Annotated in this window: 21 protein-coding genes and 1 pseudogene; 11 read left to right on the plus strand and 11 right to left on the minus strand. The window is 44.1% G+C overall.

The genetic code is table 11. The features are described 5' to 3' along the window. Positions 1–70 precede the first annotated feature (70 nt). Positions 71–1447, plus strand: coding sequence for a hypothetical protein (locus D0A37_RS12545; RefSeq protein WP_242724616.1), 1377 nt, complete (start codon positions 71–73; stop codon positions 1445–1447). Between the two features lie 189 nt (positions 1448–1636). Here the strand turns inward: D0A37_RS12545 and D0A37_RS12550 are convergent, their stop codons facing one another. The 3 genes from D0A37_RS12550 to D0A37_RS12560 form a co-directional block, all read right to left on the minus strand. Next, a complete protein-coding gene (locus D0A37_RS12550; RefSeq protein WP_242724617.1) occupies positions 1637–2803 on the minus strand; it encodes an LptF/LptG family permease in 1167 nt (388 codons plus the stop codon). A gap of 74 nt (positions 2804–2877) precedes the next feature. After that, the gene (lptB, locus tag D0A37_RS12555; protein WP_242724618.1) at positions 2878–3606 is read right to left on the minus strand and encodes an LPS export ABC transporter ATP-binding protein; all 729 of its coding nucleotides are present in this window, start codon (positions 3604–3606) and stop codon (positions 2878–2880) included. 173 nt (positions 3607–3779) lie between these two features. Continuing rightward, a complete protein-coding gene (locus tag D0A37_RS12560) occupies positions 3780–4250 on the minus strand; it encodes an LptA/OstA family protein (protein WP_242724619.1) in 471 nt (156 codons plus the stop codon). A 363-nt stretch (positions 4251–4613) separates the two neighbouring features. On the opposite strand from D0A37_RS12560, the gene D0A37_RS12565 reads away from it, so the two are divergent. The 3 genes from D0A37_RS12565 (at position 4614) to D0A37_RS12575 (ending at position 6863) form a co-directional block, all read left to right on the plus strand. Further along, positions 4614–4976, plus strand: coding sequence for a helix-turn-helix domain-containing protein (locus tag D0A37_RS12565; RefSeq protein ID WP_242724620.1), 363 nt, complete (start codon positions 4614–4616; stop codon positions 4974–4976). Between the two features lie 66 nt (positions 4977–5042). After that, a complete protein-coding gene (locus D0A37_RS12570) occupies positions 5043–6113 on the plus strand; it encodes an IS630 family transposase (protein WP_242717882.1) in 1071 nt (356 codons plus the stop codon). 84 nt (positions 6114–6197) lie between these two features. After that, positions 6198–6863 (plus strand): IS630 family transposase, encoded by a 666-nt coding sequence (locus D0A37_RS12575; RefSeq protein ID WP_242725509.1) that lies wholly within the window; start codon positions 6198–6200, stop codon positions 6861–6863. A gap of 50 nt (positions 6864–6913) precedes the next feature. Here D0A37_RS12575 and D0A37_RS12580 read toward each other — a convergent pair whose 3' ends face one another. Beyond that, positions 6914–7321 (minus strand): DUF309 domain-containing protein, encoded by a 408-nt coding sequence (locus D0A37_RS12580; protein WP_242724622.1) that lies wholly within the window; start codon positions 7319–7321, stop codon positions 6914–6916. Positions 7322–7468: 147 nt separating this feature from the next. Continuing rightward, entirely contained in the window at positions 7469–7831 is a 363-nt protein-coding gene (locus tag D0A37_RS12585) for a ferredoxin-thioredoxin reductase catalytic domain-containing protein (protein ID WP_194012549.1), read from the minus strand. 311 nt (positions 7832–8142) lie between these two features. Here D0A37_RS12585 and cas6 point away from each other — a divergent pair, with 311 nt between their 5' ends. Beyond that, positions 8143–9267: a CRISPR-associated endoribonuclease Cas6 gene (gene cas6, locus D0A37_RS12590; RefSeq protein WP_242724624.1), complete on the plus strand. Its 1125-nt coding sequence runs from the start codon at positions 8143–8145 to the stop codon at positions 9265–9267. Positions 9268–9365: 98 nt separating this feature from the next. Here cas6 and D0A37_RS12595 read toward each other — a convergent pair whose 3' ends face one another. Further along, complete coding sequence (locus tag D0A37_RS12595; protein ID WP_242724626.1) at positions 9366–10802, minus strand: DUF2079 domain-containing protein; 1437 nt, start codon at positions 10800–10802, stop codon at positions 9366–9368. A 9-nt stretch (positions 10803–10811) separates the two neighbouring features. Beyond that, positions 10812–12395: a DUF2079 domain-containing protein gene (locus D0A37_RS12600; RefSeq protein ID WP_242724628.1), complete on the minus strand. Its 1584-nt coding sequence runs from the start codon at positions 12393–12395 to the stop codon at positions 10812–10814. Positions 12396–12522: 127 nt separating this feature from the next. Here D0A37_RS12600 and dxr point away from each other — a divergent pair, with 127 nt between their 5' ends. Further along, positions 12523–13713: a 1-deoxy-D-xylulose-5-phosphate reductoisomerase gene (gene dxr / locus D0A37_RS12605; protein ID WP_242724630.1), complete on the plus strand. Its 1191-nt coding sequence runs from the start codon at positions 12523–12525 to the stop codon at positions 13711–13713. Between the two features lie 358 nt (positions 13714–14071). Here the strand turns inward: dxr and D0A37_RS12610 are convergent, their stop codons facing one another. Further along, positions 14072–14584: a phosphoribosyltransferase gene (locus D0A37_RS12610; protein WP_242724632.1), complete on the minus strand. Its 513-nt coding sequence runs from the start codon at positions 14582–14584 to the stop codon at positions 14072–14074. Positions 14585–14638: 54 nt separating this feature from the next. Between D0A37_RS12610 and D0A37_RS12615 the strand changes: the two genes are divergently transcribed. Continuing rightward, positions 14639–15388, plus strand: a complete 750-nt coding sequence (locus D0A37_RS12615; RefSeq protein ID WP_242724633.1) for a pentapeptide repeat-containing protein — start codon at positions 14639–14641, stop codon at positions 15386–15388. Between the two features lie 327 nt (positions 15389–15715). Here the strand turns inward: D0A37_RS12615 and D0A37_RS12620 are convergent, their stop codons facing one another. Together D0A37_RS12620 and D0A37_RS12625 are read right to left on the minus strand one after the other, a co-directional pair. Next, positions 15716–15916 carry a hypothetical protein gene (locus tag D0A37_RS12620; RefSeq protein WP_039886773.1) on the minus strand — a complete coding sequence of 67 codons (201 nt, stop codon included), beginning with the start codon at positions 15914–15916 and terminating at the stop codon, positions 15716–15718. A gap of 706 nt (positions 15917–16622) precedes the next feature. Next, on the minus strand, positions 16623–16820 hold the full coding sequence (locus D0A37_RS12625) for a hypothetical protein (RefSeq protein ID WP_242724634.1): 198 nt from the start codon (positions 16818–16820) through the stop codon (positions 16623–16625). Between the two features lie 1679 nt (positions 16821–18499). On the opposite strand from D0A37_RS12625, the gene D0A37_RS12630 reads away from it, so the two are divergent. After that, positions 18500–18691, plus strand: coding sequence for a hypothetical protein (locus D0A37_RS12630; RefSeq protein WP_242724635.1), 192 nt, complete (start codon positions 18500–18502; stop codon positions 18689–18691). Positions 18692–18872: 181 nt separating this feature from the next. Here the strand turns inward: D0A37_RS12630 and D0A37_RS12635 are convergent, their stop codons facing one another. Further along, entirely contained in the window at positions 18873–19127 is a 255-nt protein-coding gene (locus tag D0A37_RS12635) for a transposase (RefSeq protein WP_242724636.1), read from the minus strand. Between the two features lie 167 nt (positions 19128–19294). Between D0A37_RS12635 and D0A37_RS12640 the strand changes: the two are divergent. The 3 genes and pseudogenes from D0A37_RS12640 (at position 19295) to D0A37_RS12650 (ending at position 25726) form a co-directional block, all read left to right on the plus strand. Next, positions 19295–20891, plus strand: a pseudogene (locus tag D0A37_RS12640) (IS1182 family transposase). A gap of 916 nt (positions 20892–21807) precedes the next feature. After that, the gene (locus tag D0A37_RS12645) at positions 21808–22665 is read left to right on the plus strand and encodes a calcium-binding protein (protein ID WP_242724637.1); all 858 of its coding nucleotides are present in this window, start codon (positions 21808–21810) and stop codon (positions 22663–22665) included. Positions 22666–22942: 277 nt separating this feature from the next. Beyond that, complete coding sequence (locus D0A37_RS12650; protein WP_242724638.1) at positions 22943–25726, plus strand: tetratricopeptide repeat protein; 2784 nt, start codon at positions 22943–22945, stop codon at positions 25724–25726. Positions 25727–25729: the final 3 nt, after the last annotated feature.

Consider the following 25729-nt stretch of genomic DNA (forward strand, 5'->3'; position numbering starts at 1 on the left):
ATCAAGATCATCGATGTGGTAGACTAGGAAAAATAGTTTTAAATCCGCAGGCTCGGATGGAAGCAAAACTATGTCAAATTTTAAGCGATTTCCTACATCTGTCCGCTATCTGATAGCGCGGTTGCGCCACTGGACCCAACCGGCGGTTTGGGCTCCCCTAGCCGTGCTCTGTGCAGGGGGGTTATTTATCTGGGAGGTCTCTGTAAACCCAGAAAGGTTAAGCATAGATGGCGAAGAAGAAGAAGCCACAAACACTCCAGCTTCGCTATCGGGACTATCTGCTGAAGATACCGCCATTGCGGCTGAAATCGACCGCGTACCAGTGCTAGTCAATCAGTTTAATGGCCCTAGTGCTTCTGAACTGAACTTGTTAAATTCATCAGTAGTAAAAAGCCAAGGTTTATTCGAGGAACTTCGAGCTCGGGGCTTAGAAACTCCTCAGCCATCTCCCGCCCCCAAGCGAGTAGAAAGCAACGGATTTTTCCCCTTGCCAAATTTAGCAACTCCTGCTGTCGAGGCCGCAAACAATAACCCCCAAAATTCCAGTTTGCCAAGTTCAAACGCAACATCAGCATTGAGTTTATCTGGCAGTGGCAGACTGACTTCCGGGATAAAAACAAGGATCAAGCCTGAGTCTGGGGGTACAGCAACAGCAACTTTATCGCAGGCGTCGAGTGATGCTAATTCAGATAAACAAAACGAAAATTCTCTGCCTTTGAGTCCGCTGCAAGCAGCTATGAAAAAATACGTCGTTGCTAACACTTCGGCAACGGTGGCGGAGGCTGAGAAAACAGCAGACTCGGCTAAATTGCTCGATCGACCGGCTTCCGATCCGGCAGAAGTAAATGCGACAAATTTGCTCCCAACGACCCCGACCCCTAAAGCTCAAGCTGGAGCAAATCCTGTGAGTGTTCGCACAGCACTTCCCCCACTTGTGGCTCCAACAACTACTGTGAGTAAGGAATCTCAAGAATTCTTAAACCCCACAGCTACAGTCCCTGAACCCTTGGCTGGGCTAAATTCCCGAGTACCGAGCCTCCCCGAAATTAATGCAGCGGCTCCAACGGTGGCTTTGCCGAAAAATCCCTACCAAACTAATTTATCTGGCTCAGGCTTCGCACCTGAAGTTCAACCTGCGGCACTTCCAGTAGCCACACCTTCACCAACACCTCTACTTGCCAATGTCGGTCAATCTTCCTTTGCGAGTGGGATTGGGGGAAGCAAAATAATTAGCCCTCAATTCTCTCCCAATTCAGCGAATGCTGAATTTCAACCAGCTCAACCGAGTCAGCTTAATTTGCCGGGTCCGCCTAACTTTGGAGTTGTTCCCCAAAATACAAATCAGGGCGGGCAGCCCATTCAACCTCAACCTTTTTCTCCACCCCGCTCCCTGGCTCCGGGACGCTACATTGGCGGTGGCCAAATCAATACTTTTTCTAATCCTTAAATGAAGAAAGTTCGGCCACGAAAACGATATTATCAATTCCCAATACTTCGGCTACGCGGTTCCTGCCCTTCGACTTGGGTTCTACTGAGGGTAGTAGAAGGACTGGCCTAGCCGAAGGGAAGAAAGCCGAAGGCAGTCGAAGCGCTGTACAAGTTCCCAATTACCCATTCCCAATGTTAGTGGTAAAACTTACCGGGCGGCTGCCCGCACCAACAACAATCCCCCGATTCCCAAGCCAAACATTATCGGCAGCCAAGCCGAAAGAATCGGAGTCAAAACAGCTTTCACGCCCATAGAACTGGTGATGAAAGAAAATACGTAGTAAGTAAAAATCACAACTACGCTAATACCAAAACTCGTTCCTCGACCGGAGCGGCGCGGTTGAGTTCCCAAAGCTGCTCCCACTAAACCAAATACCATACACACGAAAGGAAAAGCATATTTTTCTTGAATTCGCACCTTTAATTTGCGAATTTGCGGTTCGTCGCCGCTGTTTTTAATGATATCCAAACGCTCTAAAGCTTGGGCAATGTTCATTTCCTTGAAATCCCGCGCTCTAGCAGCTAAATCTAAGGGCGTGCGGGGGAGTTGCAATTGCTGGTGTTGAAACCTAACTATATTGCGGTAAGAGCCATCAGGAGCTACTATATAAGCGGTTCCGTTGAAAAAATCCCAGGTATTTTCTGAGGGATTCCAAGTAGCGGATTCTGAAGAAACTATTTGATTGAGGCCTGGGGTGGAGCGATCGATAATTGTTAAACCTTTCATTTGTTGGCCGTCAAATTGTTCTGCATAAAAAAAGCGGGCGAGGATTTCGTCGCCGCCTTTTTCTGGTTTGCGAAATTCTGTGTAGATAATATTTCTATCTTGAAATATCGGTTTTTCTCGCTTCAGGGCTCTGTCTAAAGTCAGAGTAGCTCTGTAGCTGGCGGCGGGTACGACTAACTCTTGCAAAGCAAAGGTGAAGCCGGCAACAATTAAACTCATAATCACTGCGGGCAGTATCAATCGGTAAACGCTAACTCCGCAACTGCGGAGGGCGATGAGTTCGCTGTCGCTGGACATTCGGCTGTAGGCCATTAAGGTTGCTAGCAGCATTGACATGGGGAAAGCCAATACTACGAAGTAGGGAATTTGCAGGAGAAAAATTTCTATGGCGGCGCTGTAGGGGAGGCCGGATTCTGTTACTCTGCGGACTAATTCAAATAAGGCTCCAACTGTGACGGCGACGGATGTAAAGAGTCCGACGCCAAAGAGAAATGGGCCGATTAGTTCTTTGGTAATGTACCAGTCCATTACTGAAATTCTCGGCAGCCAGTTGGTGGGATTCAAAGAATTGGATATTGCTATTTTCATAGTTGCGCGTTCTCGCCGATTGCTCCTCAATTTAAAATCTAAAATTCTGCCGTTTGCCGAATGCCTTCAAAAGACTATCGCACGAAGCTGTCGCCCAAGTAATACTGCCGCACTAAAGGGTTGCTGTAGAGTTCTTCTTCAGCCCCGGAGGCTAAAATTTGGCCGTCTCGCATGATGTAGGCTCGATCGGTAATTTCGAGGGTTTCTCGGACGTTGTGATCTGTGATGAGGATGCCGATTTGACGATCGCGCAATTTAGCAATAATGGTTTGAATTTCGTCTACGGCGATCGGATCGACGCCTGCAAACGGTTCGTCTAAAAATAGGAACATCGGGCCGTCTCGCCCCGCGGCTAATGCTCTGGCCAGTTCAGTCCGCCGCCTTTCTCCCCCTGAGATTTGAATTCCCAAACTGGATGCTATTTTTTCTAAGCGAAATTCTTGCAACAGAAAATCTACTCGATCGCGCCATTCCCAGCGCGGCACTTGAGTTTGTTCTAGGACTAACAAAATGTTGTCGCGCACGCTCATGTTCCTGAAAATGCTTGCTTCTTGAGCGAGATAGCCAATTCCCAAATGCGCTCGCTGGTGCATCGCCAATTTAGTGATGTCTAAATCGTTTAGCCAAACGGTGCCTTGATTCGGTTTTTCTAATCCGGTTGCTATGTAAAATGTGGTGGTTTTGCCGGCACCGTTGGGGCCTAGCAGTCCTACGATTTCTCCTTGGGCTACGGAAAGGTTGACGCGACTAACTACATTGCGTTTTCCGTAGGATTTGTGAATATTTTCGAGTACAATTTTCATTTTCGCTCCCGGCAAGCTCTACAAGCTAAATTTCAGACTGCGGCTTTGTGCGATCAAGTCTCTAATTTAAATTTTACCTTTTCAAGTTTGTGGCTCTTATAAAGACGAAATTTCGCATCTATCCCAAGTAGTATGTTTTGGCTGAGGCGAAATTTCGCTGCTGCAATCCACTGTTACCGGGGGGCTGTAGTTGGACGTGGGGAGCCAACTGCATTTTGGGCTGCCGCATCTTGTTCCGGGGCAACCAGATAGACGGATTCTACCTGTCCTGGCTTGTCTGGCAGGGCAATAAACCGCCCTTCGTCGATCAGGTATGTTATGGTTTCGCCGCGCAGGCTGTTGCCCTGCTGCAATACGTAAACATCTCCGCTGAGAATGATCCGGCGCTCGCGGCTGAAGTATTGAGCTTGAGCTGCGGTTGCTTGTATTTGGCGGGCTGGATAGTTAATTTGGACGTTGCCGCGGGCCGTCACGATGCCGGTTTTGGAGTCGGCTTCTTGAATGTCCGATCGCACACTGAGAGTGCGAGGCGGCCCGGCTTGCGGGTAAGTGGGAGAGGCAATCGCGCCTGCCAGAGTCAGGGGCAACAGCAGCGATAATCCTTTGAATATTCTGGAATTGAGTAGTTTAGCGGAGGGCATCATAAGCTGGGAGCCTCAATATTTGTGAAATTGCTGAAGGGCATTATCTCCAGTTAGATATTTTATCTTAACGGCCAGAAAGATTCCCGTGAGGTCGATCGATTGACCCGAGAGTCTCAACCAATTATCCTAGCAAGACAACAGCGAATTTAATTGGTTATTTTGCTGAGTGGCTACAACTGTCTTAACCGGGAACGGGCAAGAGGCTCATTCCACAGCAAATTAATATACTTGGGCAGCCGGCAAGAAAGCCAGCCCTCCTCTGTGTAGAGGCCAAGTCTCCTGCACACCCTAATATAGCAATCCTAAATCATTATCATGATTGTGATACAATTATATGCAATACTCGATCGTGACCATAAAAAAATGAATAACTTACAACTGCAACAAAAAGATAGGCAAAAAGAAATAGATTGTTTAGAATCTTTCATTAAAAGCGATATAGATGCCAGAGAACTAAAACGAGCAATAGCTGTAAGGATGGCGCTCTCAGGTAATATCTACCATGAGATCAGCAAAATTTTAGGTGTAAGTAATTTTTTTATTGGTTATTGGAAAAAACAATTTAAAACCAAAGGCATCGCCGGAATCAAACTAGGACATAAAGGGTCAAAAGGGTATTTAACAGCTCTACAAAATACTGAAGTAATCGAGTGGTTAAGAAATAAAGAATATTGGAATTTAGATGAGCTAGTTACTTATTTAGAACAAGAATTTGGTGTGATATAGCAATCCTAAATCATTATCATGATTGTGATACAATTATATGCAATACTCGATCGTGACCATAAAAAAATGAATAACTTACAACTGCAACAAAAAGATAGGCAAAAAGAAATAGATTGTTTAGAATCTTTCATTAAAAGCGATATAGATGCCAGAGAACTAAAACGAGCAATAGCTGTAAGGATGGCGCTCTCAGGTAATATCTACCATGAGATCAGCAAAATTTTAGGTGTAAGTAATTTTTTTATTGGTTATTGGAAAAAACAATTTAAAACCAAAGGTATCGCCGGAATCAAACTAGGACATAAAGGGTCAAAAGGGTATTTAACAGCTCTACAAAATACTGAAGTAATCGAGTGGTTAAGAAATAAAGAATATTGGAATTTAGATGAGCTAGTTACTTATTTAGAACAAGAATTTGGTGTGATATATAAATCAAAACAGAGTTACTATGAACTTTTTGACCGGGCGAAAATTAGTTGGAAAAAAACTCAAAAAATTAATCCTAAATTTGATAAAGAACTGGTAAAAAAAAAGACGGAAGAAATTAACGATATTTTATTTAAAAACAAGGCTGGTATAGAGTCTGGGGAAATAATAGTATTGTTTTTAGATGAATGTCATCTACTTCATGGTGATCTGACTGGTTATGTTTGGGGTCAATCCCAAATCCGAATTGAAGTCCCAATTACCAATGAAAAAGATAGACAAACTTATTTTGGCGCACTCAATTATCAAAGCAAAGAATTCCATGTTCAGAGCCATCCATCTGGTGATGGAAAATCAACAGTTAAATTCATAAAATACTTACAAGATAAATATAAAAATCGCAAGATTATCTTGATTTGGGATGGAGCTAGTTATCATAAATATGGAGAATTTAGAGACTTTTTATTAGAACTCAATGCTGCCAAAGAACCTGCTAATTGGTCAATTACTTGTATTTTATTTGCTCCCAATGCTCCCCAACAGAACCCCGTTGAAGATATTTGGTTACAAGCTAAAAACTTTTTAAGAAAGTATTGGTATTTATGTAGGTCTTTTAAGATTGTCAAGTTTCTGTTTGAGTTTTTTACTAACGAACATAAATTTGATTTCCCCAAAATACGTCAATATACTTACACACAGAAAATCATTTAGGATTGCTCTAGATATAGAAAATCATTTAGGATTGCTATATATAAATCAAAACAGAGTTACTATGAACTTTTTGACCGGGCGAAAATTAGTTGGAAAAAAACTCAAAAAATTAATCCTAAATTTGATAAAGAACTGGTAAAAAAAAAGACGGAAGAAATTAACGATATTTTATTTAAAAACAAGGCTGGTATAGAGTCTGGGGAAATAATAGTATTGTTTTTAGATGAATGTCATCTACTTCATGGTGATCTGACTGGTTATGTTTGGGGTCAATCCCAAATCCGAATTGAAGTCCCAATTACCAATGAAAAAGATAGACAAACTTATTTTGGCGCACTCAATTATCAAAGCAAAGAATTCCATGTTCAGAGCCATCCATCTGGTGATGGAAAATCAACAGTTAAATTCATAAAATACTTACAAGATAAATATAAAAATCGCAAGATTATCTTGATTTGGGATGGAGCTAGTTATCATAAATATGGAGAATTTAGAGACTTTTTATTAGAACTCAATGCTGCCAAAGAACCTGCTAATTGGTCAATTACTTGTATTTTATTTGCTCCCAATGCTCCCCAACAGAACCCCGTTGAAGATATTTGGTTACAAGCTAAAAACTTTTTAAGAAAGTATTGGTATTTATGTAGGTCTTTTAAGATTGTCAAGTTTCTGTTTGAGTTTTTTACTAACGAACATAAATTTGATTTCCCCAAAATACGTCAATATACTTACACACAGAAAATCATTTAGGATTGCTCTAGATATAGAAAATCATTTAGGATTGCTATACAAACATTTATTTAACTTTTTGGTACTTTGATAATTCGCGGCAATTGCAAACCGCCAACTTCTGTACCTGCGAACAACGGTTGAAATTTAGCTACTTCTTCCGGGCCAGCTTGTTGCAAAGCGCTCAAAAGTTTAGCACTTTGTCCGAGCAAGTCTTCAACAGCAATTTCGGCATAACTGGGCTGATAATAACTGAGCCGATTTATTCCTTCTCCCAGCAAGATGACTGCACCGCGCCAGTTGTGATTTCCTAAGTGATAAAGCGCGACCGCAATTTGCAATATTCCCTGATAAAACCTTTTTTCCGGCTCGCCCGCTTCCATCCACAAAGCCTCTAAAGTATCGTGACAAGCGTAAAATTCTTGGCTGTTAAACTGTTCGATACCTTGCCAAAATTCGAGCGGAATTTCCTCTGTCATGCGATTGGAGATTAGGGATTTTCGATGGCGTATGTGTGTTTGAGTAGGCGGCGATCGGTTTTTTTTTAATAGCTAAGTCTTAAAAATAGGAAAAATAACGACCTGTTTTCAAAACTACTCGCATTTCACGACCGCCTACTTAACCGATTACATAGTCTCTCTGACAGCTTGAATCTGATCCATTCCTATTTCCTGATTAGTTCCAGCGAAATCGTTATCTGGCGTCAGAAATAACATACAGTGACACTCTTTACGCTCGCGCATGGGAATGCAGGGACAGTTCCAGTAGGCGGCTTTTACTTCGGCTTCTTTATCTTCGTAATGGCGACAAGGGCATAAGGGAGCGCCTAGTTCATCCTTGTGTTTTGCTAGTCCTTCTATCACGACAGCCGTGACGGAAGGCTCGGAACAAAAGTAAGTTCCGGTGCGCTTGGCGTAGGTTTCGGAGAAATTCTTCATCGCCTCCAAAGTTTTTTCGTTGGAGAGTTTAGATTTTTCTGTTGTGTTCATAGTTTAGGATCGGAGTTGAGGATGCTACGAGCTTTTGACAATTGTAGCGCAGAATGTGATTTTAAACACTGGTATATTTCTGTTTAGTTACAAGGAAGAAAACCTTGACAAAGATTTAGTTTTACGTTGTTGGTTTTTTAGTGGTTTTTGTCTATCCCGGAGGGTGCGGGAAACTTGTGGCAGACCGGGTTTTTGGAGCTGCCAAAAGATTTGGGCGATCGATCGCCCTCAACAATCATCCCCCAAAGGGGATTAAAATCGGATAATATAGCACGGCGCTCTTTCTGTGACGGCTAGAGGCACGGCATCTGATGGCAACTTCCCCGAACCGCACCCACAGCAAAAAATCTCCTCCTTCTGGGCTGATTTGGCCGGCTGACACCGAGTTAGTCGGATTAGTGTTTGAATTGACTCCCCGCGCTGCTAGCTATCTGTACGCGCAGTATGCTATAGGTTTGCACGCTTGGTTTTTAGGTCAAGTACAGCAAACTGACCCGGATTTATCGCAACTTTTGCACGATGAACAGTCAGAAAAAGCCTTTACTATTTCGGGATTGGAAGGTGATTTGCTTCCTGGCGGCAAAGAATTTCAGCTTTTGGGCGATCGAATTTATCGCTGGTACGTAACAGGACTGTCAAAGCGAGTAGTGCAGTGGCTGAGTCAGTGGCTGCAAAATTTGCCCCAAGAGATAGAGTTGCGAAATGCTCCGCTGCTAATTCGCTCTTGGGATATTGCTTTTGCTCCCACAACTTACCAGCAATTATTAACCGCAGAACCCCCACTTTCGCCAACCATCAAACTTAGTTTTGTGACTCCTACCAGCTTTCGTAGCAAAGGCCATCACTTCCCTTTGCCAGTTCCCGAAAATGTTTTTCACAGCTATTTGCGCCGCTGGAACAACTTTTCGGGTGCCGATTTTGACCAAGCAGAGTTTTTGAATTGGATTGATGAAAATGTAATTATTAGCCGCCACAAATTGGAGTCGCAAAAGGTAGCGGCGGGCAAAAAAGGCATGGTAACGGGATTCACTGGGGCTGTGGAATTTGGGCTAGGGCGATCGGCTCACAATCGCCCTAATTTTGTACAATTATTTTATGCTTTAGGGCGGTTAGCGCCTTACTGCGGCACAGGCCATAAAACAACTTTTGGATTGGGACAAACGCGAGCACAATGGTTGACAGAAGCCCTACCGGAAGTGTCAATACAAAGCGTATTGGCGGTGCGAATAGATGAATTGACAAAGAAGTTTATGGCGCACAGAAAGCGTAAAGGTGGAAGTCGCGCTGCTGAGATTGCTGAAACTTGGGCGACGATTTTGGGGCGCAGGGAATTGGGAGAATCTTTGTTTGATATTGCTGCTGATTTGGAAATGCCTTATGAAACCGTGAAAACTTACGTGAAGTTGGCAAGAAGGGCTTTGAAAGTGGAGGATTAGCGCGAATTTGTTGACTGATGACTGATGACTGTTGACTGATGACTGTTGACTGTTGACTGTTGACTGTTGAATGATGACTGATGACTGGTGACTGCTGACTAATGACTCTTAGTAAATAGATATATGTCGTCTCGCTGATATTTTAGTTGAAATTGAGGGGTGGTTTTTAGTTTAGTTATGAGGTTTTCCACAAAAGCTCGATCGCTCATCCAGCCAGGATATCTGAGGTTCAGCAATACATAATCAAATTCTGCGAGATTTGCAGGCGGCGCGTTAGCGTGAGTTAATCTTACTACAGGGCGGTGCGCTAAATGCGGAGCAATCTGAAAATTTGTTAAAACACTGCCTTTGGTTTCAACAAGAGAAATTGCCTCTCGGGTAGCTAGCCAAGTGTCGAGTCCATTTAAATAAATACTCCAAAAATAGCCGTATTTCGCTAAAGCTAAGAAAGCAATCAACGACCAAATTACAATGACTCTAGGCAATGGATAATTAGGAATTGGCAATCTATCAAATATGGTCTTTCCTTTTTGCTGATTGCTAGCGGCTAAACTGGAAATTACGGCAACCAACAAAAACGGCAATATCGGCACAGAATATTGATGAATTAAATCCCGCTGAGCGGGTCTATCGGAAAGAATATTCATCGCCAACATCGGCACAGCGCTAATTAAAGATGACAGATGACGCGGGGACAGCCACCAAATTACTGGTAATAGCAATAAGGCTAAATATTCCAAAGTTTCTAAAGATAATAAACGCCCTAAAACTAGATTTGGTTTCACAATTAAATTAATAGCAATTTCAAAAACTGAGTTGCCCAAATATTGATATCGCCCAATTGCCGCGTGTTCTCTTCCCTGATTAAAATACGGTATAACTGCCTGAGTAACTACCAGGAACCAACCCGCGCCTAGAAAGAGAGCTATGAACCCACAATTACGTTTTTTGTCAAAACACAACAGCCACAAACCCATCGCAGCCACAGTTAAAGATAGGACGGCTTTGCAGCTCAAAACTAATACAATAGCAGTACAAAACCACAAGGTTTTATTCAGCCTCGCGGCTAAGATTGCTGCTAGCAGTGCTGGTAAAGCAATGACTTCTGGGTGGAAGTCGAAGAGATTGACATTAAATACTAATGGATAGAGGAGGTAAATACAGGCGATCGCCCCAGATATGCTATTATTTAATCCGGCTTGACGTGCCAAACTCCAACTCGGCCAAGCGCCTAAAGCTAGGGAAACAGCTTGCACTAAAAAAAGCCAGTGAACATCTGGATATATTTTGTAAAGTAAAGCTAGTGGATAGAAAATAAAAGCGGCGTGATCGCCCCAAATATTTATTGCCATTAAAGAGGAAAATGGCGTTTGGTTTTGGGAGATTAAATAAATTGCTTGGTCAAAAATTGCTAAGTCGAATGCAGTTGACTGAAACAAAGCGTGTCGCGCGCTGCTGGCGGCAAATAAGACTATCGTTGTCACGACAATCATTAAAAATACTGGATGAGATTTTAGGGATTTGAAAGTTAGCATTTTATTGATTTAATCAGCCCTTCGTTTAAATAGCAGGACTTCGTTTTTTTGATAAGTTAATTTAAAATCGGGAGAAGTTTTAAGTTTATTTGCTAAAGTAGCACCAAGTTTTTCAGTATCAGGCCAGGGATGGCGCAGGTTTAATAATATGTATTGAAATTCAGCTAAATTTGTTGGGGGCGAAATTTGTGAAAGCAATTTTACTATTGGGCGGTGGGTAAAGTGAGGGGCCAGTCTATTATCTGTTAAAATACTGCTTTGCGGTTGAACTTGTGCGACTGCTTCGCGGGTAGCTTGCCAGGTATCCAGTCGATTTATGTAGAGATAAAAATCTTTATATTCGCCGACACATAGGAAAATTAGTAATGACCAAATTATCATGATTCTCGGCAATTGAATTCCCTGCCAAAGTTGAGAAATTCGGAAGTTTTTAAATTGTGGCAGATTGATCCATGTTAAAAACTGTTGCTTATTTGCTTTATCCTCTTCCTGGTTGCCTTTTGTTTCTTCCCTGTTCCTTGTTTCTTCCTTCGCGATTACTGCTAAAAATAAAAATGGAATTACAGGCACTGAATACTGATAGGCTAAGCTGCGTTGAAATGACAAGTCAGAGAGGATATTGATCAGCAGGGTAGGGATGGCAGGAATTAGCGCTGTTAGATATTGTAGGCGTAGTTTGCCGGAGAAGGGCAATAGCAGCCAAATCACAGGTAAGGTGAGGAGAAATAAATATTTGAATGTATCGAAGGAAAGGATTTTTCCTAATACTAACTGTGGTTTTAATAGGAGATTGATGATAATTTCTAGTACGGATTTGCCTAAATAGCTGTAGCGCCCGACTCCAGCGACTTCGCTGCCGCTAAAGAAGGGGATGATTTTCTGGGAAGCTATCAAAAACCAAGCTGCACCGAGCAAAAGTGCGATCGCCCCGTACCGTTGCTTTTTTTCGCAAAAAAACAGCCAGAAACCCATAGCAACAACGGTTAGGGACAAAACCGCTTTGCAACTCAAAATTAACAGAATAGCGGTACAAAACCACACAATTTTATTTAAACGCGCCGCCAAAATTGCTGCAAAAAGTGCGGGTAAAGCGATTACTTCCGGGTGAAAATCAAATAAATTGATGTTAAATACCACCGGATAGAGTAAATAAATCAATGCGATCGCACGGGATTGTTCTGGATTCAAACCTGCCAAACGCGCTAAACTCCAGGTAGGCCAAGCCCCCAGGGATAATGCAACTGCTTGTACCAACAGCAGCCAATGCACATCCGGGGAAATTTTGTACAGCCAAGCTAGCGGATAATAGATTACCGCTGCGTGATCGCCCAAAATATGAATCCCCATTAAAGAAGAAAAAGGCGTTTGGTTTTGGCTGATTAAGTAAATGGCTTGGTCAAAAATTCCCAAATCGAAAGCAGTTGATTGGAATAAAGCGTGCCGTAAACTGCTACACAAAAAGAAAATTGCCGCAGCACTAGCGATCGCCCCAACCAAACTCGACGGTAGCGGCGATCGACCTTCCTCTCTATTTTCGGCGATCGAGACACTGATGTCCTCACTGGAATCAGCCAAATTTTCCCTATTCTGCATGAAATCTGGCACTAGGTGGTCACTCAAAATATGATTCCATCGAATGTGCTTTCCACGCAATAGTTAACCACTAATTTTTATCCCCGCAATCGTAATATTAGAATAATCCACAAAACCTTAAAAAATTGTGAAAGCAATAACTCTTCTCGGCTCCACAGGCTCGATCGGCACTCAGACTCTGGATATTGTAGCTCAATACCCCGATAAATTTCGGATTGTCGGGTTAACCGCCGGACAAAATGTAACGTTGCTGGCCCAGCAAATTCGCCAGTTTCGACCGGAGATTGTCGCGATTTGCGACGAAGATAAATTACTGGAATTGAAGGAGGCGATCGCAGATCTCGACCCTCAACCTATTTTACTTGCTGGCGAGTCCGGCGTTGTCGAAGTTGCCCAATACGGTGACGCTCAAGCCGTCGTCACTGGCATAGTTGGCTGTGCCGGTTTGCTGCCAACAATTGCCGCTATCAAAGCAGGCAAAGATATCGCCTTAGCCAATAAAGAAACATTAATCGCAGGGGGCCCCGTTGTCAACCCCTTAATCGAAAAATACGGCGTTAAAATATTACCGGCAGACTCCGAACATTCGGCAATTTTTCAGTGTCTGCAAGGCTTACCTGTGGGAGGGTTACGGCGAATTATACTCACTGCTTCGGGCGGTTCTTTTCGAGATTTGCCGATCGACAAATTAGCCACAGTAACAGTAGCAGATGCCTTGAAACATCCGAATTGGTCGATGGGGCAGAAAATCACGATTGATTCTGCTACTTTGATGAATAAAGGATTAGAAGTAATTGAGGCTCATTACTTGTTCGGGATGGATTATGACGACATTGATATTGTCATCCATCCCCAGAGCATAATTCACTCGTTAATTGAGCTGCAAGATACCTCGGTTTTGGCGCAATTGGGCTGGCCGGATATGCGCTTGCCGCTGCTTTACGCTTTGTCTTGGCCGGAGCGAATTCATACAGATTGGGAACGGCTGGATTTGGTAAAAGCTGGGGATTTAACTTTCCGAGAACCAGACCACGAAAAGTATCCTTGTATGCAGTTGGCTTATGCGGCTGGACGTGCGGGCGGTTCGATGCCTGCGGTGCTGAATGCGGCAAACGAACAGGCGGTAGCGCTATTTTTGGAGGAGAAGATTCAGTTTTTGGATATTCCGAAGTTGATTGAGAAGGCCTGCGACAAACATCAAACCGATAACTGTGAAAGTCCTGGTTTAGACGATATCTTGGCCGCCGATCGGTGGGCGCGGCAGGAAGTTTTGGCAGATAGTATGGAATTGGGCGATCGCATTCTTTCGGTTCGCTAATTGTATCAGCAGACTTGCACTTACCCACAAGCCCGCCGGGGAATTAATTCCCCGTCTCATAGCTAAAGTTGGTTGAAATTGAGATATTGCACCATTCTCAAGAACAGGCAAGATGCCTGTTCCACAAAGAGTGAATTTTGTGGTGGGCCGTTGCTCCTAGCCCGCCCATAAAAGGCTTATTGAGAATGGTGCAAGCTCCGAGTTGAAAGAGACTGCCAAAACTTAATAAATCTTCAGTTTTCTTTGAGAGGAGTTTAGCTATGAGACAGGGGTTTCAACCCCGGACGGACTATGCCAAAAAGTGCAAAATATCGGCCAAACAATGTTAAAAGTTGACCAGATGTTAGCCTTTTATAGGCTAACTCCCACCTTGCGCCGCCAACTCAGCCGCACTCATCTTTTCGTATATTTCAAAAGGTTGGTGAATCCAAGGATTGTCAGCCAAATAATCTACATAATAATCCGGCTTTGTAACAGAACAAGCCTTGTACCAGAGTACAGCAGTCCGAATTTCCTGAATATCCTCGCCGTAGCGACTCTTCAGCCAAGCGATACTTTGATCTAAACTAATTCCCGAATCCGCCAAATCGTCAACCAGGAGAATGCGGCTGCCCAAATTATCGCCCACCATTGTCAAATCGCGGGCAAACTCGATCGCACCCCGGACATTTCCCTCGGCCCCACCATAGGACGAGGCAGCTAAAATCGCCAGAGGTTTGTCGAAAATCCGCGACAGAGTATCTCCAACCCGCAGCCCTCCCCTCGCCAGACAGACAATGCGATCGAATTTCCACTGAGATTCCTCAATTTTTACAGCCAAATCCTCAATTTTCCGATGGTACTCTGGCCAAGAAACGTAAAGGTCGCTCATTCCTAATATTATTGAAATATCAAAGGTATTATTAAATATTTTGGGGAAAATGACATGGATGCAGAGGAACTTCTCAGACGGTATGGAGCCGGAGAACGGGTTTTTCACAAAGTAGACCTGAGCGGTGTCCATATGTCAAGGACAAATTTGCGCGATATTGACCTGAGTCACGCTAATTTAAAAGGTGCAAATTCGATCGGCCTCACCCTCTACAGAGCCAATCTGTATCAAGCAGATATCAGCCAAGCCAACCTCTCCCAAGCCAACCTCATGTCCGCTAATTTTGGCGGATGCGACGCGGTGGGAGCGAACTTGAGCGGAGCCATCTTGCGGAGTGTCGTGTTCAGCGGGGCAGATTTAACGGGGGCGAGTCTCAGGGGTGCAGACATGAGAGATGCAAACCTTCAGGGGGCGATTTTGATTCAAGTTTATGCAGTTAACGCTAATTTGCAAGGTGCAAACTTGACAGAAGTAAAACTTTGCGGAATCAACCTCAGTAAAGCAAATTTAACCGACGCGAACTTAACACAAGCTGACCTTAGCCGTGCTAACTTAACTCAAGCAAATCTGAGCTGGGCAAATTTGACGGAAGCAAATCTGGAAAAAGCGGATTTGAAGGGAGCCGATTTGAGCGGAGCTAACTTGAGCTGTGCAAATCTCCATCGAGCAGATTTGAGCGGAGTTTCCCTTAAGGGAGCAAATCTCCGGGGAGCAAACTTGCATCAAGCTTCTTTGCGCGGGACAAATTTGAATGAAGCGAATCTGAGAGAGGCGATGATGCCTGACGGCAACATCTCTGAGTAAATAAGCTGACCAAATAGAAGTTAAAACCGCAGGGTGCTGGTGGCGCACCCTACATTTAGGCTAATGCCTGATTTTTATTAAGGGGATTTAATTCTGCGTTAATCTCAGGCGCCCAAAAATCGAGAGAAGCCCCGGACTCCTATTGTGGAGAGGCAAAAATTTTAGACTCTTGTTAAAGCTCCCAGATTCATCTGTGGAGTAAATCTCAAATCTCAAATTTTTCGAGTGAGCGGGGCTCCACGGTTCGACTGAGCGCTTGCGGAAGTCTAAAATCCAAAATTGACTGACAGTTCATTTAAAGAGAGCGGCCAAAAAATTGGCGATAATTTAATCTACAACTTTCAGCCAGCCCCGGCGAACGGCGTGGAGCAAGCGGTTGATGGCTATTTGATCTTCTTCGGTAAGACAGTCATTTAAGAGCGCTGTCTGGAGCTGTTGTCGGTGAGTGGGAGTCAGCAGACCGGAGTGATATACCTGAAAGACTAGCTCTGCAATAGTAAATTGAGGTAATAGCGTTTGGGTTGTCATCATGTGTTTTTTCTTTGAACTCACTTTTGACAGTATTGGCTGATTTTCCCAATATTTATGTGATTTAACTACGGGAGTAAATGTGATCGATTGCGTCTTGATTAGTGATTTGTGTCAGCCGGACTTGGGGATCGGATGTTTTCTCGATAGCCCTGCTACTTGAAACACAAACCCCGTCCAGATTCCTCGCTTGTGGCAACCCCCACCTCTCTACTTTTGGTTAAGAAACGGTGACAAATAAATTAATATTTACCTATTAATAGATTACTAATGACTGCTAGGGAAATCGCTCGGCTTAATTCAAGGTAAAACTTTTAGAGTATTTATAAAGCCGCTTTTACCTACATTTACTTAGTTTCTTGGTGTGGTCTTGGTTCCGTGGATATACTTAATAACCCGCCCAAAGACAGATACAAGTTTTCGATAGGAGTCCCCAGCAGCCGCAAATTTTAGAGCCTAGTTCAAGCTCCCAGATTCATCTAGGGAGTAAATCTAAAATCTAAAATCTAAAATCTAAAATCTGAAATCGACTGACTGTTTAAAATCAAAAATCCCGGCTTCTTCAAGAAACCGGGTTGGAGCTTTTCTATCCACAATTTTTTTTGAGAGAGTTAATGGAGCGACCTATTCACGAAAATCTGATTGTTGGCAAAGCTTGACAGGAGAGAAAGTAGAAATACCGATCTCAACTTCTTGTGTGAGGGGACTAATCGGAAATCCTGACCCATCCGCGGCGGATGGCGTGCAGCAGGCGGTTGACTGCATCTCTGGCGTCTTCGCTGAGAGCGCTTTGGCAGAGTTCGCGCAGTCCGTGGCTTTGAGTGCGAGTCAGATTGCCTGAATGAGTGACTTGATAGAACAGTTCAGCGATCGCGCGATCAGATTTTAAAGTCAGAGCTTGCATGAAATCTCGTTGAACTCGACTATTATACTATCGAGCATTTGAGAAAAGAGTAGGGTGATTGCAGTCGGCTAAGCTGTGTGATAGTTCTTGGCTCGGTTTGTGACCTAAGTCTGCAAGTATACGTGATTTAAATCACAGAAAACCCAAGACCTCGATCGCATAAGCTATGATTAGGGTGGTAGCCTCAAGGTTTGACAAAACCTCGAAAAGCCCTGAACGCAAGGCTTTGAGTTCTCAAGACCGCCGCGCAAAGGGAGTAAGTTCGCTCAACATCGCAGGCGCTGGACTTGGATAGCTGTGAAACTTTGGGTTTTAGACACTTGCAGCTTGCAGATCAGGGCATAAAGTTGCGATCGGCGAGCCACACCCTGAGATACAATAATTATAAATACTTCTCTCTCATCTATAGGCAGGCAGGCAGGTAAAAAAATGATAATGATTAGCTACTTTTTGATTGCCTTAATCGTTTTTCTTGTTTGGTTCAAAAGTTTTTGGAATGATACTGCGACATCTAAAAAAGACGTGATATCTTGGATAGCCTTAATAATGGGGCCTCTGTTTTGGCCTGTTGTTCTCCCCCTATCCCTTTTGCAAATTACCAGCAAAAAGTCGGTTGTAAAAACAGCTCAATGCGAGCAAGAATTATAATAAATTGTGGAAGTAACTGGCTTCAACACAGTCGGTGATCTCGTCCTAAATTATGCGGCGTGCATCGCTCCTGGCAGCGAGTAAGTTATCTTGTTTCATTGTAAGAAAAAATGCAGCTAGAAGGTAGAATCTCAGAAAAGGTCTGAATTCTAAAACAGTATTTTTTTACCCCTATCAAATTCTGCCTTCTGCTTTTTGACCCCGCCCAAAAACGGATACAATTTTCCCACAGGAGTCGGCAGCAGCCCAACACTTTAGGTTTTTGTTCAAGCTCTCAGATTCATCTGGGGAATCAATCTCCAATCTCAAATTGTTCAACTGAGCGAGATAGACTCAGCGCTCGCTGAAGGTATTACACTCAAGCCTCCAATCGACTGATGCCTACTTTTTTTCTGTCACATCGTGATTTAATGGTGCGGCTCAGTAAAATTGTTCATTAAAAATTGTTCAGGCAAAATTGTTCAGGCAAAATTGTCAGACTCAAATTGTCGGACAGCGACCGCAACATTTTTTTACTCAAAAATTATCTGCCACCTCAAGCCAGCTCAAAAGTAATATGTAATTTAACATGGCTGGTTGCTTGCAAAAATATAACTTCAGACATATTTCCGCCTGCGACTGACCAACTTAAGAATTTTTATACTTCCGGCTGCTACCTACCATTAATCGAATGTGGGAAAATCCTGGCTAGGTGTTAAAAAACAGCTAGGATCTTTGCTATGTAACCTTTCCCAGCTCGCTCTTTTCAAATTGTAGCAGCTCTACGTCGGAAATTGTAGAGTTCGTTTGCGTCTAAATTGCCTAAGTCTTACCGCAGTTAGATAGACAATTCAAGGCAGAGACTGCAATATGAAATAGGCAACAAAAACTGTTTCAAATCGCAAGTACGACTTATTTTGGGCGATCGAGCATTAGGAGTGTATAACGGGAGCCAGCGAAATTTTTAGAGGTGCGAGATGTTTGGGAACTTCTAAAAAAAAGTGCCGTCACGGTATCCAAATTCGCTATTTGCATAAAAAGTAGGAGTCAAAATGAACCACGTATCTGAGAAACCAATTTATAGAGTTCTTCATCTATTGTCGCTGCTAGCGCTTGCCTACTATGGAGCTACTTCCATCAATTATATTTTCGAGAGTGACTCTCACGTTCACATCTACAAGTACGACAGTCAGAGCAATTCCAACGCGTCACCAGCGGAACTAGAAGCACACCGCTCGGAATAAATAGTAGAGATTTTCTCTGAATGAAGGCCGAACCACATTTCGGGGAGTTTGCTAATTGTTAATGATCAGCTCGAAGTTAACAACAATTAGTAGTCAAAAACTCTGGGCTAAAAAGTTAATATTTCAACTCACAGCTATTAGCCATCAAATCTACCACAAAAATCCACTATTTAATTTGTTCTCAAAAGAGACCAGAGTGATGAAAGGATGGCCAAGCATTTTCATCAGTAAAAGCATTAAGAGCTTTAGTAATCGCTTCATCAATAAAATTTGAAGGTGGATCTCCTTCAGAACGGAAAATCGCTTTGACTTTTGCCCAATACAACTCGATCCGAGATAAATCCGGCGAGTATCGAGGTAAGAATTTTACATGGAATCCGATAGATACCATCAAAAAATTGACGGATTCAGCATTATGAACAGGTAAATTATCCATAACTACAATTGCGCCAACCCATAACTGCCGCAGGAGTCGCCCGCCGCCAAAAATTTTAGCTCCTAGGGCGTCGGTACAGTATTAGACATTGACAAAACCGGGTAGATATGATAAGTGAAGTGAGGAGCCTGTTAAATTCTCACCATCAGGAAGAAAGAAAAAACCCTATGCGTCCTCCCTTATGGCATCCTCCAATTGAACTATCAGACCATGAAGAGTTGATTATCAAACGCATCAAAAGAGCCAAGCTATTCACGTTTCTTCGACTCAACCGTTCATTCATATTTAATGATGAGTTTCAAGACGAACTCGCTACAATTTTTAAAGACAGCACAGTGGGTCACAGCCCAGTTCCTCCTGCACAACTTGCCTTGGCAATTATTCTACAAGCATATTTGGGGATTTCTGATGATGAAGTAATTGAAGAAATGCTGATGGATCAACGTTGGCAGTTAGTTCTCGATTGTCTCAAGTGTGAAAGTCCCCCTTTCAGCAAAGCCACTTTGGTTAGATTCAGAAAGGGCTTAATTAAAAAAGAACTGGACCAACGTTTAATTGACCGCACCGTAGAGATTGCCAAACAAAAAGGTGGGTTTGGCTCATCTCAACTCAAAGCTGCCTTAGATTCCTCCCCTTTATGGGGAGCCGGGAAAGTCGAAGATACATATAATCTATTGGGTCATGCTTTGCGTAAAGCAGTGAGTGTGATAGCTGCTGGACAGGGGCGGGAGTCAGCAGAAATTGCCGATGAAGCCGGTGCGCCCATCCTCAATAGTTCTAGCTTAAAAACGGCATTAGATTTGAACTGGGATAATCCAATCGAGCGTCAAAAGGCACTCTCAATCATCCTAAACAGCTTAGATTCGGTAGAAGAATGGATGCAAGGTCAGTCTCATTGTCATGGGTTTGACCTCGCCCAAGAGACCCTCAATGTTGCCCGAGTCATTGAATCCCAAAATGTGACATTAGACTCTCAAGGAGTTCCTACTCTAAGCAAAGGGGTAGCAAAAGACCGTCGAATTTCTATTGAAGACCCAGATATGCGGCATGGACGGAAAAGCCAGTCTAAAAAAATAGATGGGTATAAACGCCACGTCCTTAAAGATTTAGATAGCGGTGTAGTTTGCGCGGTGGCATTGAAGGAGGGCAAATACTCCCGAATCTGCTGCTACACTTGACCTAGAACGTGACTTAAGACTCCAAAATATTCACCTAACTGAGTTACATATTGACCGGGCTTATTTATCTAGTCATTGGGTCATACAGCGGGATAAGCAATTAAAGATATTTTGCAAGGCGTGGCCGGTCAGAAATTCTGGCCGGTTTGATAAAAATTCCTTTTTCCTGGATTGGGATACGCATTTAATGAGTTGTCCCAATCAAGTAAGCATCCCATTTGAACCAGGAAAAGTTGTTCATTTTCCTCCGAGTGAATGTGCAATTTGTCCTCTGAGATCCGACTGCACAAACAGTAAAAGAGGACGTAGTGTATCAATTCATCCTGATGAAGCTTTAATGCAAGAGTTGCGAGCGCGTCAATCTACTGCCTCTGGTCGTCTCGACTTGAGAAGGCGTACTACAGTTGAACACTCTTTAGCCCATATTGGTCATTGGCAGGGAGACCGTGCCCGGTATCTTGGACAACGGAAAAATCTCTTCGATTTACGTCGAGTCGCTGTTGTCCATAACCTCCATGTCATTGCTCGAATATCTAAGGTTTTGCCAATTCAACCGGGCATAGAGTCGAACTCATTGGCCGGCTAGTTGCATACATCTCTTTTGTTGTCAACTCCTAATACTGTACCGATGCCCTAGTTCGAGCTCCCAGATTGATCTGTAGACTCAATCTAAATTTTAAAATCTCAAATCTAAAATCGAGTGACATTAGCGTCAGAAATCTACCGGCGAACCGTTTATCCCAACTTCACCAAAAGACGAGCGCTGCATTGTCAGATTGTCCGGATGGATGCGGAGCATGGTTGAAATGACGGATTGTGGTTGAAAAACTGGGTTTTTTAGCCAAAATCCTAAATTGAGCGTGAGGGATTTGGCTGGAAATATCAAGGTGATGAGGCTCAAAAGTCAGTCCGGGAGCGCGTTGGGACGCACTTTTGAGTGAATGCGGCCTCCAGCGTGCGCGGGCTTGCTTTTAAAGCCCGTTAAAAAATTTTGATTTGTGGGGAACTATTGGCGAAAATCAAAAGTCAGGTCAACTACAATGTACTTAAAAGAAATCGCAGCTCAGTTCCCGCCCCATTGCGGGCGATCGAACTATCTGACGATCGACAGTGCCAAGGACCAGGTGCAACTTCTCAATCTTGAGAGCATACTGCCATTAAAAATGGTCTCTGTTTATCTTCAGGGTATTGTTTTAATAATGACTAGCCACACCGACGGTCATTATGGTAAACTCGCAAACGTTTAAGTGGAATATTTTCGTGTTAGAGGAGGCAGTGGTGGAGTCGAGAGTCAAAAGCAGGAAACAACCGAGATTTGCTGCTCAACGAATACAAGATTCAACTCGCGCTCCCAGGCTCGCTGCTGACAATTTAAATTACATGACAGCTTATAGCAGCCGGGTCAATTAGGGTCTCAACCGATGTCCGGTTTCATTTATTGAATCCCTTTGGAGGGAAAAGTGTATTGTAGAAAAATGATTGATCTTTTAGGAGGAGTGTAAATGACCCAGGTAACTAATCCAACACAACCAGCAAGTTCACTACCAGGCGGTGGTGGTGGCGCAACCGTTATCGGCACCACTGACAGCAACAGGTTGAACGGCACCGGCGGCGATGACATCATCCTGACTTTTGGGGCCCCAGATGTGATCGCTGCTGGCGGTGGCAACGACCTGGTTATTTCCGGAGGCGGAAATGACAGTATCGGCGGCGGCGACGGCAACGATAATATCTTTGCAGGCAGCGGCGCCGATGTGGTCGCTGGTGGCGGCGGCGATGACCGGATCTTTGCTGGTAAAGGGGATGACCTCGTTGATGGCGGTGATGGCAATGACTTGGTTTCTGGCGACAGAGGCAACGACACCGTACTCGGTGGCGCTGGCAACGATACAGTCTTTGGCGGCATGGGCAATGATATTGTCGGCGGCGGCGATGGCAACGACACTCTCTACGGCGGTAAAGAAAACGATACTGTCGATGGTGGCGCTGGCAATGACTTTATCTCTGGCGACAGAGGCGCTGATGTCCTGACCGGTGGTGCTGGTAGCGATACGTTCTACTTCTTCTCCAGCGGTGGCGATTATGGCGTAGACACGATCACTGACTTTACCCCAGGCGAAGATAAGATCCGCTTGAAGCAGGGCGGTGTGTTCGCTGGTTTGGGTAGCAGCTTCGAGGCAAGCGAGTTTGTCGTCGTTTCTAATTTCAACGCATCTACTCCAGGAACAGCCACGAGCAACAAGTTAGTCTACGACCCAACAAGCGGTACGTTGTTCTTCAACGGTACCAACGGAGTGCTAACTGTGGCTCAGTTGCAGCCTGGCCTGACGATTACCTCGAACAACTTCGAGTTGTTCTAAAACAACTGGCTGTTGTGGGGCAGCACCGGATAAGATTCGGGGCTGTTCTCACAAAGTCGGTAGTTTTAAAGGATTTCAACCTCACTCTGCCACAAGCGGGGTGAGGTTGAAATATTCAATGCAGGAACTGAAGGAGGGGCAGTTAAAAAAAATTGATCGACAGTTATTGATAAAATTAATCGATCGCCCGATCGGGCAAAATATAAATACAAAGTTTTTAAATTAGAATTTCTAGGTTTTACTGAAGCGGTAAAGAAACCGCAACTGCTGGCTAGCAATGAGCACTGAAGAATATATCCGGCAAGCCCAAATTTATTTGAACCGGGGTAAGTTAACTGAGGCGATCGAGTTTTGCAAAAAGGCGATCGAACTTCAACCGTTTTCGCCCTCGGCTTACACGACTTTAGGCGAAATTCTCGAAGCTCAAGGCGATCCGACGGCAGCAAGAGACGCTTTTGTGCAAGCTTTGGAGATTTCGCCGCAGTTTTTTCGGGCTCATGCTTATTTGGGTCAACTTTACAGCGACTATTCGTGGCTGGATGAGGCGGTTTTTCACTACCGACAAGCTCTGGATTTGAAACCAGATTGGGCTGAAGTTCATTATAACTTGGGAAATGTTTTTCACAAGCAGGGTAATTTGTTGGGGGCGATCGAGTGTTACCGAACTGCGATCGCCAAAAAACCCGATTATCTTGATGCTTTATACAATCTGGCTGTGGTTTTAGATGAAAATAGTCAGCTCGAAGCGGCAATGGATACCTACCGACAGGTGATTGCTCTGAAGCCGGATTACGTGGAAGCTTACAGCAATCTGGGTGTGATTTTGCTCAAGGAGGATCGGGCTGGTGAGGCGATCAAGCTTTACGAGCGGGCGATGGAGATTAAGCCGGATTGGGCAACACTGCACAATAATTTGGGTCAAGCCTTGCTGGACAAAAGTCCGGAAAGGGCGATCGCATCTTACCTCACAGCTATTGAGTTGGAGCCTGACATGGTTTTGGCTCACTACAATCTGGGGAAAGCGTGGCAATTACAGGGGGAACATTCGGCGGCGGTTGCTTGTTTCGATCGCGCGATCGAGATCAATTCCGACTATATTTCGGGCTATACAGACGCCGGGTTTTCTTTGATGGTTTTGGGCAAAATTGCTGAAGCCATGCCTTATTTTGAGCGGGCAATAGCTCTGAATCCGGATTTTGTTGAGGCTTACTGCCGCTTGGGAGACAGGCGCAGAGTTGCTGCTGTAGAAGATGATGAATTGTCAAGGGCGATCGCTGCGTGCGATCGATTTCTCACAGCACTAACTGGAAGCAAGAAGGAAGAAGGAAGAGGGAAGAAGGAAGAAAAAGAAACTATTCCCAATGCCCAATGCCCAATGCCCAATGCCCAATTACCAATTGCTGAAATTTGCGATAATTTAGCCGAAATTTACTTGCATTTGGGAAATGCTTTAACAGAGTACGGCGGACACGAATCTGCCGTCGCTTATTATCACAAAGCTTTGCAAATTCAGCCCAAAAATGCAGAACTTTACTGGCGCGTGGGAAATTCCTTAGCCCAGCAACAGCGGTTCAGTGCAGCAATTGCAGTTTACCACATGGCTTTGACGATTCAACCTGCTTTACCGCAGGTTTATTTTGAGTTGGCCAAACTGCTGGAAAAACAGGGGCGCTGGGAACGAGCGATTGATTATTATCAACAGGTTTTAGCTCTGCAATTGCACGGGTATGGGGAGCAGAAACAGTGGAAAAAAAATAGTTTTATTTCGCCAGATAGCAATTCTCTCAAACCTCCTCACGGTATTTATTTATCCAGTTGGGATTGGCTGGTTAATGCTAAGTTGGATGCTGACAATTATGTGGAAATTTTTTGGAACTCGGCACCAGAAGCAAGTGCAGAAAATATTCCCAATTCCCAATTTGCGAGATCCAATTCCAAATTGGCAAATTCCGATTGTGCCGGGTTAACTTGCGGGCTGTGTTTGCAGAGACTTTCTAAGTGGTTCGATCCGGTGCATTTGGGTTGGGGAGTTTGCCGTTTGTCGAACTTGCAACCGCTACCTGTGGAGTCGCCAAAGACTTTTGTGGCACAGATTCCCAACGGACGAGTTTGGATTGTTCCGCAGGAAAATTATTGGCTGATTTGCAAGGCGATAGCTGTAATTACTCCTGACAATTATTTGTTGGCGGATGTGTCGAGAGATTATCCGGGGTTTTTACCTGGATGTGAAAAGCATGATGTTAGAAAACACAGCGTTTTTCAGTTAGAATCATTCCCGCCTCTTAAGCAAATTGACGGCAGCGTGGCGGTGCTTTCTGGTTTGTCAGGAAATGTCTATTTTCACTGGATGGTTGATGTTTTGCCCAGGATAGAATTGCTGCGGCACAGCGGCAGGGATTTGGCGGAGATTGATTGGTTCTTGGTGAATAGTTGTCAGCACCAATTTCAGCGGGAAAGTCTCAGGATTCTGGGCATTCCCGAAGAGAAAGTCTTGGAGAGCGATCGCTTGCCTCACATACAAGCAACCGAGTTGATTGTACCTTCTTTTGCGGGATATTTGGGCTGGCCTTCTGGGTGGGCGATGGATTTTTTGAGGCGGGAGTTTCTCAAGGGAATTATACCGAGTTCGCGCTATCCAAAACGCATTTACATCAGCCGCAGCAAAGCAAGATATCGACGAGTTTTGAACGAAGAAGATGTAGTTGAAGTTCTGGAGCAATTTGGCTTTGTTTCTATTTTGCCTGAGTCGATGTCTTTGGCAGAGCAAATAGCTCATTTTTACCACGCTGAGGTGATAGTTGCTGCCCACGGCAGCGGCTTGACAAATACGATTTTTAGTCGGCAGGGAACTAAAGTAATTGAGTTGGTGTCGCCTCACTATATCAGCCATTATTACTGGGGAAGCAGTCAATATTTGCAGTTGGAACATTACTTTTTAGCGGGGGAGGCTTTTGAATGCTATCCTATTAGACAGTTGATGTATCAGAATTCCCTGACTGAGGATATTTTAGTGAACTTGAGTTCGCTGAAAAGGATGGTTGAAGTGGTGGGTTTGGGTTAGTTG

It is taken from the genome of Microcoleus vaginatus HSN003, assembly GCF_022701255.1.
Taxonomy (GTDB): domain Bacteria; phylum Cyanobacteriota; class Cyanobacteriia; order Cyanobacteriales; family Microcoleaceae; genus Microcoleus; species Microcoleus vaginatus_B.